The sequence below is a fragment of the Pseudomonas sp. GM17 genome (genome assembly GCF_000282175.2).
GTDB classification, from domain to species: Bacteria; Pseudomonadota; Gammaproteobacteria; order Pseudomonadales; family Pseudomonadaceae; genus Aquipseudomonas; species Aquipseudomonas chlororaphis.
Map to the genome: position 1 here is coordinate 4664974 of NZ_CP124732.1, position 11985 is coordinate 4676958.

The 11985-nt window shown below is 63.6% G+C and carries 3 protein-coding genes; 1 reads left to right on the forward strand and 2 read right to left on the reverse strand.

The window, feature by feature from the left end; genetic code table 11:
• Positions 1–232 precede the first annotated feature (232 nt).
• Positions 233–9052 (forward strand): T1SS-143 repeat domain-containing protein, encoded by an 8820-nt coding sequence (locus PMI20_RS20895; RefSeq protein ID WP_284169038.1) that lies wholly within the window; start codon positions 233–235, stop codon positions 9050–9052.
• Between the two features lie 244 nt (positions 9053–9296).
• Here the strand turns inward: PMI20_RS20895 and PMI20_RS20900 are convergent, their stop codons facing one another.
• Positions 9297–10013, reverse strand: a complete 717-nt coding sequence (locus PMI20_RS20900) for a response regulator transcription factor (protein WP_037035655.1) — start codon at positions 10011–10013, stop codon at positions 9297–9299.
• A 571-nt stretch (positions 10014–10584) separates the two neighbouring features.
• Entirely contained in the window at positions 10585–11982 is a 1398-nt protein-coding gene (locus PMI20_RS20905; RefSeq protein WP_037035653.1) for a TolC family outer membrane protein, read from the reverse strand.
• Positions 11983–11985: the final 3 nt, after the last annotated feature.

The window sequence follows — 11985 nt, forward strand, 5'->3', positions numbered from 1 at the left end:
CGACGACGGCCTGTGGCCGCCATCGCGGGCTACCCCTGAAGCCCCCCTCAGGGTCCTGTTTGCGAGCACTGCTGCGCCTTATCCCGCGTCACTTCCTGAATAGGCTGAAACTCCCATCCTGCCTGGGAGTATCGGCCAATGCGCAACCTGCGCGACATCCCCATAGTGGTTGTATCTGCTAACAGAGGGCCGAGGTGCGGCCTCAACGACTGGAATTGCCCGGGAGAATGTCATGACTATTTCTAAAAAAACCCCATCCCCCACGAACGACCTGAGCGCTGACACCAGTACCGCTCTCTACCCCGTGTTCCCCAGCGCCGACACGCTGGCCGTCAGCACTGCCCAGGCGAGCAGCGCCTCGTCCATCCTGGTGACCGGTGCGAGCGTGACCCTGGACGAAACCAGCGGATTGCAGAACGCCACCGCCACGCCAAGCCCCGCGGGAGACGCTAACGACAATGACATCCTGTTGTCCGCCCTGCCCTCGACCTTCGCCACCCGCCTGAGCGCCCTTGGCGTCGGTACCGCCATGGACGCCGCCTTGAGTGGCTACACCGGTGCCGTGGGCAACACCGGCAGCAATGCCTTCACCCTCAACCTGACGCCCGGTACCAACATCCTCGATATCAAGTTCACCGACAGCCTGGGCGCGGCGCTCAACGGCCTGGACAGCGGGCTGGATACCCTCGATGGCACCAGCATCCTGCTGTATACCGATACCAACAACAACATCCTGCTGGGCCGGGCCGGAGGCCCTGCCGGCGCAATCGTGTTCGCCGCCTATATCGAGGAAACCGGATCGCCAGTCAGCGGCGGCAAGATCTGGACCGTGGAATATCAACCGCTCAAGCACCCGGACGCGAGTAACCCGGACGATGCCCTCAGCCTGCTGGACAAGGTGTTCGTCAGCACCCTCAAGGACGGATTCGACCTGACCAACGCCCCCTCCGGGCAGAACCTGTTCCTGATGTTCACGGGGTCGAACCCGACGGTGGTCAACGACGGCGGTGTGTTGCGGGTCAGCGATCCGACGATCATCGCCACCGGTAAAGACCCTGCGGACCAGTCATCGGGCGCCAACATCAACACCGGTGACACCGTCAATACCAGCCAGGGCGGTGGCCCGACCACCATTGGTACCAACAACCAGATGATCGTGGAACAGGAAGGCATCCGCCTGACCTTTGTCACCGGCGCCCGGCTGGATGTGACCGTGCCCAACCTGAGCCAGAACGAAGCCGACGTCGAAGCCAATATCGACTACACCGCGATGTTTAATGCGACGACGGCCAGTTTCGATGTCGTGCAGCTGCAAGGCGGCAAGACCGCGATGGTCAAGATCAGTGCCTACAGCACTGCGGTTGAAAGCGGCGTGAACTTCGTCAACGGCTATGCGAACGATACGTCGGTGGCCATCACCAATGTGCGCATCTTCGATAAAAGCACCGGGCTGGTGATCGAGAACTCCGACGGCTCGGTGAACGATCCGAACATTGCCATCAGCTTTACCGGCGGCGTGGCCACCATCACCGGCGTCAAGGCCGGCTACCAGATCGAATACACCACCAGCGCGAATCACAACCGCGTGCTGATCGAGAACGGGGCCGCCGTCAACGCCAGGGGCGATAACCACGCCGACTTCGATATCGGTGGTTTCTCGCTGCGCCACCCCTCCACGATCACCACCGAAATCGGCTCGAAGATGATCTTCGAGGACGATGGACCGACCGCGGCCGGGACCGCGGCGGCCGGCACCGTCGATGAGGACGGCCTGGCCAATGGCATCCCAGGCGGTGTCGGCGACGTGCCTGGCGAGGTCACCAGCGTCAGCGGCAGCGTGACCGCCATCTTCCAGTCCGGCGTCGATGTGCCACTGACTTACTCCTTGTCGAGCGACACCAGCGGCCTGCCGGCCCTGACTTCCGGCGGCGTCGCACTGGTGTACAGCGTGGTGGGCGACACCCTGACCGCCAAGGCGGGCACCGTCGATGTGTTCACCTTCAGCCTCAGCGCCGCCGGTGCCTATAGCTTTACCCTGCTGCAACCGCTGGATCATCCAGCGGGCAACGATGAAAACGACATCACCCTCAACCTGGGCACCCTGCTGAAGGCCACGGATAAGGACGGTGATACGGTGACGGCCGCGGCCGAGAAACTGGTGATCACCGTCGATGACGACACCCCCACCGCGACCGGCGTCGCCGCGACCGGAACCGTCGATGAGGATGGCCTGGCCAATGGCATTGCCGGCGGTGTCGGCGACGTGCCTGGCGAGGTCACCACGGCCAGCGGCACCGTCACCGGGATCTTCCAGTCCGGGGCCGACGTACCGCTGACTTACTCCCTGTCGAGCGACACCAGCGGCCTGCCAGCCCTGACCTCCGGTGGAGTGGCGCTGGTGTATAGCGTGGTCGGCGACACCCTCACCGCCAAGGCCGGCGCAACCGATGTATTCACCTTCAGCCTCAATGCTGCAGGTGACTACAGCTTTACCCTGCTGCAACCGCTGGACCATCCAGCCGGTAACGATGAAAACGACATTACCCTCAGCCTGGGCACCTTGCTGAAGGCCACGGATAAGGACGGTGATACGGTGACGGCCGCCGCCGAGAAACTGGTGATCACCGTCGATGACGATACGCCCACCGCCGCCGGAACCACCGAGGCTGGAACCGTCGATGAGGACGGCCTGGCCAACGGCATTGCTGGTGGTGTCGGTGACGTGGCGGGCGAAACAACGACGGCCAGCGGCAATGTCACGGGCATCTTCCAGTCCGGGGCCGACGTACCGCTGAGCTATGCCCTGTCGAGCGATACCAGCGGCTTGCCAGCCCTGAGTTCGGGCGGAGTGGCCCTAGTGTACAGCGTCGCAGGTGACACCCTGACCGCCAAGGCCGGCGCGGTCGATGTGTTCACCTTCAGCCTCAGCGCGGCGGGCGCCTACAGCTTTACCCTGCTGCAACCGCTGGATCACCCGGCGGGCGACGATGAAAACGACATCACGATCAACCTGGGCGCGATGTTGCAAGCCACCGACAAGGATGGCGACACGGTAACCGCCGCGGCCGACAAACTGGTGATCACCGTCGATGACGACACCCCCACCGCGAATGGCACCGCTGGAGCCGGCACCGTCGATGAAGATGGCCTGGCCAACGGTATTGCCGGTGGTGTGGACGACGTACCTGGCGAAGCGACAACGGCCAGCGGCAGCGTCACGGCGATCTTCCAGTCCGGAGCCGACGTACCGCTGACTTACTCCCTGTCGAGTGATACCAGCGGTCTGCCAGCCTTGAGTTCAGGCGGAGTGGCGCTGGTCTACAGCGTTGCCGGTGACACCCTGACGGCCAAGGCCGGCGCGGTCGATGTATTCACCTTCAGCCTCAGCGCCGCCGGTGACTACAGCTTCACCTTGCTGCAACCGCTGGATCACCCAGCGGGCAATGATGAAAACGACATCAGCCTCAACCTGGGTGCAATGCTGCAAGCCACGGACAAGGACGGCGATACGGTAACGGCTGCCGCCGAAAAACTGGTGATTACCGTCGATGACGATACCCCAACCGCCACCGGAACCGCCGAGGCCGGAACCGTCGATGAAGACGGCCTGGCCAATGGCATCGCCGGTGGTGTCGGCGATGTGCCCGGCGAAGCCACCACGGCCAGCGGCAATGTGACTGCAATCTTCCAGTCCGGTGCCGACGTGCCGCTGACTTACTCCCTGTCGAGCGATACCAGTGGCCTGCCAGCCCTGACGTCCGGCGGAGTGGCGCTGGTCTACAGCGTCGCCGGTGACACCCTCACCGCCAATGCAGGCGTGGGTGGCGCCGAGGTATTCACCTTCAGCTTCAGTGCTGCAGGTGCCTACAGCTTTACCCTCCTGCAGCCGCTGGATCACCCGGCGGGCGACGATGAAAACGACATCACCCTCAACCTGGGAACCCTGTTGCAAGCGACGGACAAGGACGGCGATACGGTAACGGCTGCCGCCGAGAAACTGGTGATCACCATCGATGACGACACCCCAACCGCCACCGGCACCGCCGAAGCGGGCACTGTCGATGAAGACGGCCTGGCCAATGGCATCGCTGGTGGCGTCGGCGACGTGGCTGGCGAGGCCACCACCGCCAGCGGCGACGTCACGGGTATCTTCCAGTCGGGTGCCGATGTACCGCTGACTTACGCCTTGGCGAGCGATACCAGCGGTCTGCCAGCCCTGAGCTCGGGCGGAGTGGCGCTGGTCTACAGCGTCGCCGGTGACACCCTGACCGCCAATGCGGGCGTGGGTGGGGCCGAGGTATTCACCTTCAGCCTCAGTGCAGCGGGCGCCTACAGCTTCACCCTGCTGCAGCCACTGGACCACCCAGCGGGCAACGATGAAAACGACATCACCCTCAACCTGGGCACCTTGCTGCAAGCCACCGACAAGGACGGCGACACGGTGACGGCTGCCGCCGAGAAACTGGTGATTACCGTCGATGACGACACGCCAACCGCCACCGGCACCGCCGAAGCAGGCACTGTCGATGAAGACGGCCTGGCCAATGGTATTGCCGGTGGTGTCGGTGACGTGGCTGGCGAAGCAACCACCGTCAGCGGCAATGTCACGGGCATCTTCCAGTCGGGGGCGGACGTACCGCTGACTTATGCCTTGTCGAGCGACACCAGTGGCCTGCCAGCCCTGACGTCCGGCGGAGTGGCGCTGGTCTATAGCGTCGCGGGCGACACCCTGACCGCCAATGCGGGCGTGGGTGGGGCCGAGGTATTCACCTTCAGCCTCAGTGCCGCAGGCGCCTATAGCTTTACCCTGCTGCAACCGCTGGATCATCCAGCGGGCAACGATGAAAACGACATCACCCTCAACCTGGGAACCCTGCTCCAGGCCACGGATAAAGATGGCGACACCGTGACGGCCGCCGCCGACAAGCTGGTGATCACCGTCGATGACGACACGCCAACGGCGAATGGCGCCGCTGGGGCCGGAACCGTCGACGAGGATGGCCTGGCCAATGGCATCGCTGGTGGCGTCGGCGACGTGGCGGGTGAAGCGACGACGGCCAACGGCAGCGTCACGGGCATCTTCCAGTCCGGGGCGGACGTACCGCTGACTTACGCCTTGTCGAGTGATACCAGCGGCCTGCCAGCGCTGAGTTCGGGCGGAGTCGCCCTTGTCTATAGCGTTGCCGGCGACACCCTGACGGCCAAGGCGGGCGTAACCGATGTATTCACCTTCAGCCTCAGTGCCGCCGGTGACTACAGCTTCACCCTGCTGCAACCGCTGGATCATCCGGCCGGTAACGATGAAAACGACATCACCCTCAACCTGGGCACCCTGCTACAAGCCACGGACAAGGATGGCGACACCGTGACGGCTGCGGCCGAGAAACTGGTGATCACCGTCGATGACGACACACCTACAGCCGCCGGAACCGCGGAGGCCGGCACTGTCGACGAAGACGGCCTGGCCAATGGCATCGCCGGTGGTGTGGGCGACGTGGCTGGCGAAGCCACCAATGCCAGCGGCAGTGTGACCGGTATCTTCCAGTCCGGCGCCGACGTACCGCTGACTTACGCCTTGTCGAGTGATACCAGCGGTCTGCCAGCCCTGAGTTCGGGTGGAGTGGCGCTGGTCTATAGCGTGGCTGGCGATACCCTGACCGCCAAGGCTGGCGCAACCGATGTATTCACCTTCAGCCTCAGCGCCGCCGGTGACTACAGCTTTACCCTGCTGCAACCGCTGGATCACCCAGCGGGCAACGATGAAAACGACATCACCCTCAACCTGGGGACCCTGCTGAAGGCCACCGACAAGGACGGCGACACGGTGACCGCCACCGCCGACAAGCTGGTGATCACCGTCGATGACGACACGCCAACTGCCACTGGAACTGCCGCGGCCGGCACCGTCGACGAAGACGGCCTGGCCAATGGTATTGCTGGTGGCCTGGGTGATGTGCCTGGCGAAGCGACGACAGCCAACGGCAGCGTCACGGGCATCTTCCAGTCCGGGGCCGACGTACCGCTGACTTACGCCTTGTCGAGTGATACCAGCGGCCTGCCAGCGCTGAGTTCGGGCGGAGTCGCCCTTGTCTATAGCGTTGCCGGCGACACCCTGACCGCGAATGCGGGCGTGGGTGGGGCCGAGGTATTCACCTTCAGCCTCAGTGCCGCAGGCGCCTATAGCTTTACCCTGCTGCAACCGCTGGATCATCCGGCCGGTAACGATGAAAACGACATCACCCTAAACCTCGGCACCCTGCTACAAGCCACGGACAAGGATGGCGACACCGTGACGGCCGCGGCCGAGAAACTGGTGATCACCGTCGATGACGACACACCTACAGCCGCCGGAACCGCGGAGGCCGGCACCGTCGACGAAGACGGCCTGGCCAATGGCATCGCCGGTGGTGTGGGTGACGTGGCTGGCGAAGCCACCAATGCCAGCGGCAGCGTCACGGGCATCTTCCAGTCCGGGGCCGACGTGCCATTGAGCTATGCCCTGTCGAGCGATACCAGTGGCCTGCCGGCCCTGAGTTCGGGTGGAGTGGCACTGGTCTACAGCATCGCTGGCGACACCCTGACGGCCAAGGCTGGCGCGGTCGATGTGTTCACCTTCAGCCTTAGCGCCGCCGGTGACTACAGCTTCACCTTGCTACAACCGCTGGATCATCCAGCCGGCAACGATGAAAACGACATCACCCTCAACCTCGGCACCCTGCTGCAGGCCACGGACAAGGATGGCGACACCGTGACCGCCGCGGCCGAGAAACTGGTGATTACCGTCGATGACGACACGCCAACCGCCGCCGGAACCGCTGCGGCCGGCACCGTCGATGAGGACGGCCTGGCCAATGGCATTGCTGGTGGCCTGGGTGATGTGCCTGGCGAAGCGACGACAGCCAACGGCAGCGTCACGGGCATCTTCCAGTCCGGGGCCGACGTACCGCTGACTTACGCCTTGTCGAGTGATACCAGCGGTCTGCCGGCGCTGAGCTCCGGCGGAGTGGCACTGGTGTACAGCATCGCTGGCGACACCCTGACGGCCAAGGCTGGCGCAACCGATGTATTCACCTTCAGCCTCAGCGCCGCCGGTGACTACAGCTTCACCCTGCTGCAGCCGCTGGATCACCCAGCCGGCAACGATGAAAACGACATCACCCTCAACCTGGGCACCTTGCTGCAAGCCACGGATAAGGATGGCGATACGGTCACCGCGGCGCCCGGCAAGCTGGTGATCACCGTCGATGACGACACGCCAACGGCGAATGGCACCGCCGCGGCCGGCACCGTCGACGAGGACGGCCTGGCCAATGGCATCGCCGGGGGTATCGGCGATGTACCGGGCGAGGTCACCACGGTCAGCGGCAACGTCAGCGGCATCTTCCAGTCCGGGGCCGACGTGCCGCTGAGCTACTCCTTGTCGAGTAACACCAGCAGCTTGCCAGCCCTGAGCTCCGGCGGAGTGGCACTGACCTACAGCGTCCTGGGCAGCACCCTGACCGCCAAGGCCGGCGCGACTGACGTGTTCACCCTCAGCCTGACGGTAGCGGGTGCCTACACCTTCAGCCTGCTCCAGCACCTGGACCACGCGACGGGCAACGATGAAAACGACCTCACCCTCAACCTGGGAACCCTGCTGCAAGCCACCGACAAGGATGGCGACACGGTGACCGCCGCGGCCGACAAGCTGGTGATCACCGTCGATGACGACACCCCGACCCTGGCCTTCGGCAACCTGATCGGTACAGGGACCGACCACGCGCAACAAGGCTACTGGGATATGGCGGCCGGCGCCGACGGGCTGGGTGCGACCGGCCTGGACATCTCGCTGGTGAACGGCCAGTTCACCCTGGTCCGGCCGGACGACACGACCACCACCGGCACCGGTACGCTGGTCGAGCAGTCGCCGTCACCGGACGCCAATGGCGCGTATCAGTTCGCGGGCACCTTGACCGGTGACTTCGACAACAACGCGGCAACGGCCAACACCACCGTCCACTACACGCTGACCGCCAACGCCAATGGCACCTATGCCCTGGATCTGGAGGAAGGCTTCCGTTCGACCATCGTCCTCAGCAGTGCCGACGGCTCGCTGGATGCCGGTGGCCCGGATCCGGTGCGTACGCTGACCATCGGCAGCGAGCATATCGTGTTCTTCGGCGCCAACCCGCTGGCTCCGGCAAGCGGAGCGAACAGCATCCTCACCGGTATCGGGCTTGGAGCGTCCGACCCTACCGAAGCGCAGTTGCAGACCAACCCGCTGCCGTCCTACATCGGCTCGGCGGCCTTGAACGTCAGCACGGCTGGCATCGGCATCGCCAACAACCTGCTCCAGGGAGACAACCAGGCGGCAATCGGCGCGGCCGATGAAAGCTTCGTGGTCAACCCGGAAAGTCTGCTGACAAGCATGAAGGTATTTATCGACAACTCCGTGGGCGGGTACAACACGGCCACCGAGGACCTGTACTACAGGGTCTTCTACGAAGATGGCACCTTCTCCAACCTCATCGAGGTCAATACCCTGACGCCAGAGGCTGGTGGACAGGTGTCCTTCACCGTCGAGCAATCGGCTACATCGTTGATCGATGCGGTCCAGCTGACGATGGCCCGGGGCGAGATCAAGATCCCGACGATCGAGTTCACCCACGAGACCGAGAGCCTGGCCAGCGACGTCAAGCTGGCGTTCAACGCGACGGTGACGGACAAGGATGGCGACACGGCGACCAGCGCGTTCGACGCCAACCTGTTCGCCAACGACACGACCGACGTGCTCTTCGACTTCAGGCTGGTGGGCACCACGGGTGAACGGGATGCCTTCAACATCGACCTGTCGGCCGCCGAGAACCAGTACCAGGTCACAGGCTTCGATGCCGGAGCCGGCCAGCGCGATGCAGTGGTGCTCATTGGTGACGCGGGGGCCGTTGTGCAGTCGATCAACAATGCCGGCGCCGACAGCATCGTGACGGTGGCCGAGACGGGCGGACAGATAACGACCATTACCCTGGTCGGGGTCGATCTGCTCAATACCGACATTGTGATGGGCAGCGTCTGAAACCTCGCACATGCGAATGAAAGCGAGGGTGGCCTGGAAACCACCCTCGCTTTTTTTTGCCGCTACCGTCCGAAACGCTCTCACTCGCCTCCACGCCAAACGCCCAGGCAGCCCAAGGCTCACAGAACACGGCGACATGCCTGCGCATTCATGGGGCAGGAAACGACAAGAACGGCATCACCCTCGATCCGGGCAGCCTGGACAGCGACAAGGACAGCCACAGGGCTGGCTTGTCTTGATCAGCTCATTTCAGTTCCACCCACGTGGAGTCGGGCGGTTCTTCATTATCGGTGAGCCCGTGCTTGAGCGCGTACATCAGCAAGTCGATGCGGTTGATCAGGTTGAGCTTCTGATAAATGTTGCTGAGGTGGTTGTGTACGGTGTGCTCACTGATGCCCAGGCGCTCGGCGATGCTCATGTATTTGGCGGACGGGTCGCCGACGATGGCGCGAATCAGTTCCCGCTCGCGCAATGTCAGCCGCGCCTGCTTCGCCTGTTCCAGGTTGCATCGCACGGGTACATGCCGGGTCGCGGCATAGCCGGACAGCCCGCCGGACCAGGCACGGTCCAGCCCGACGTCGTAATGGTGGACCTTGATGATGGCCCGGACGATCGACTCCGTCGGGTCTTCCGCCAGCACAATGCCGCGCGCGCCCGCCTCGATCACCTGGGCAACCGGAACGGATTCGTACAGGCCCTTGAGCACCAGCAGTTTGATTTCCGGGCTGCGGGTCAGCCCTGCGACGACCTCCAGGGGGTTCAGCGCATCCGGAAAGAAACTGAAAAAGATCACATTGGGACGCAGCTGATCGGCAAGGTCCAGCGCATTGGTGTAGGTGGTGGCCTGGCCACTCACCTCCATCCGGGGCCTCCTCGCATTGATCAAATCATGGAGCCCCATAAGCACGAGGGGGCGGCAATCGATCAGCATCACGCGTATCGTTTTTGTATGGTCTGGCATGATCTTCCTGCCTCCCCTTGAAAAACGATGACCTTCATACGCGTTGGCCTTCCTTGATCGGCCACTCGCTCTTGAAGGACGGATGCGAGCGCCGAAAGGCTCTGAAACGTGCCCGCCCGGGTCTTGGCGACCCGGGGTGCAGGCAGAAATTGCGGAGGTTTCCCACAGCCGGGCAAAGCTATCGAAACGGTATAAATAAGAATAACTATCAATAACTTGCACGTGTCGCAGGGCATCCGCGAGCCCTCAACTGAGTCTAGGCCAGCCCACTGCGCTGCCTGCCAACCCATCCGTCGGTCTTCGACCCAAGCCTGGTGCGGGTCGCTGGACCGAGGTTCCCCTGGGGCGCCCTATCCCCCGCAAATCAAGCTCTTAGGCTCGCCACGAGCGAGCCGCGGGCAAAGTCGGATCCAACCAGGCTCGTCAAGTAACAGACGAATGGCGCGCAGATAAGCCTGTACGTAATGAGAGCGTCAATTTATCGACGGATCCGGCAGCACCATGGATCGCTGGCTCAAGCCGATCCTCTGCGCAAGCGACTCTTCAGCCGGGGCAGAAATGCCCCGGTGCCTTACTCCTGGTCCTCGATGCCAACACCCATGGCCTGGCCGGCGCTACCGGGACTCAGCCAGGCATTCACATTCTCGACACTTTCAACCGGTGGTTTTCCCGCCCAGCGATTGAGGGTGAAGACGTTGCTGAGGAACTCGTATTGCGTCTTGAGCAGATCGCGCCGGGCGCGGAACTCGTTGCGCACGCTGGTCAGTACATCGACGGCGTTGACCATGCCGTAGCTCAGCCCCTTCTCTGCCGCCACCCTGGACAGCTGTGCCGAGGCCAGGGCCGAACGACTGGCGTCGATCTTTTCGCCGTTCGAATTGGCGGTCAGGTAGGCGCTGGTGATCTCCTTGACCACCCGGCGCCGGATCGCTTCCAGCTGCTGCTCGGCGACCAGTTGGTCCTGGTAGAGCCCACGGACCCGCGCCGAGGTCGAGCCGCCGCTGTACAGCGGCACCTGAACGCCGATACCGGCGACATAGCTGTCGGTGCGGGGCGCCAGGGTATTGTTGTAGCCCTCGTTGGTCTGTTGCGCGCTGAGGTTCAGGCTCACCGTCGGATAGTGCCCGCCCTTGCCACTGCGCAACGCTGCGTTCGCAGCTTCGGCGCCGCTTTCGCTGGCCTTGAGCGTCGGGTTCAGCTCCATGCCATCGCGCACCCAGGACTCCAGACTCTGCGCCGAAACCCGCAGTTGCGCGCCATCGCGAATCCGGTTGAGCTTCTCCTTGACCGGCCGGCCGACGAGCTCCGCCAGCGCCTCGCGACTGATGCGGGCCTGGTTGCGGGCATCCAGTTCCTGGGCCGCGAGCAGGTCCACCCGGGCCTTGAGGTCGAGCTGGTCGGTAATCATCGCCATCTGCTTTTCGTACAACGCATTGACCCGGTCCAGGCTCTTTTGCGTGGTCCGGCGCTCGGCCCTCACCAGCTCCAGCTCATCCTCGGCCGCCAGCGCGGTGAAGTAACGCCGCGCCAGCTCCACCGCGGCCTCGGCCTGGGCATCCAGCGCTTCGGATTCGGACTGCTTGGCCAGGCTCTTGAACTTCTGGTAGTTCTCCCACGCGGCCTTGTTGTAGAGGTACTGGCGCAGCACCAGGCTGTAGCTTTCGCTATCGAAGCTGCGCTGCTGTATCAGGTCGTTTTCCTGGTGGATCCGGTTCGCCCCGGCATTCAGCGACAGTTGCGGCAACAGCGACCCCAGCGCCTCGCGTTGATGTTCCTTGCCGGCCTGCGCTTGCGCAAAAGAGGCCAGGACCTGTGGATCTTCCAGCCGCGCCTCGCGGTACAGCTGCATGAGGTCGGTGGAATAGGTCGAGGCATTGACCCCGGTTGATGTTCCTGCAGCGGTTTGCGCCAAGGCGGCCCCCGCTGCCAGCATGAATGCACTCCCTAGCAGAATTGACGACGCTCCCACGGA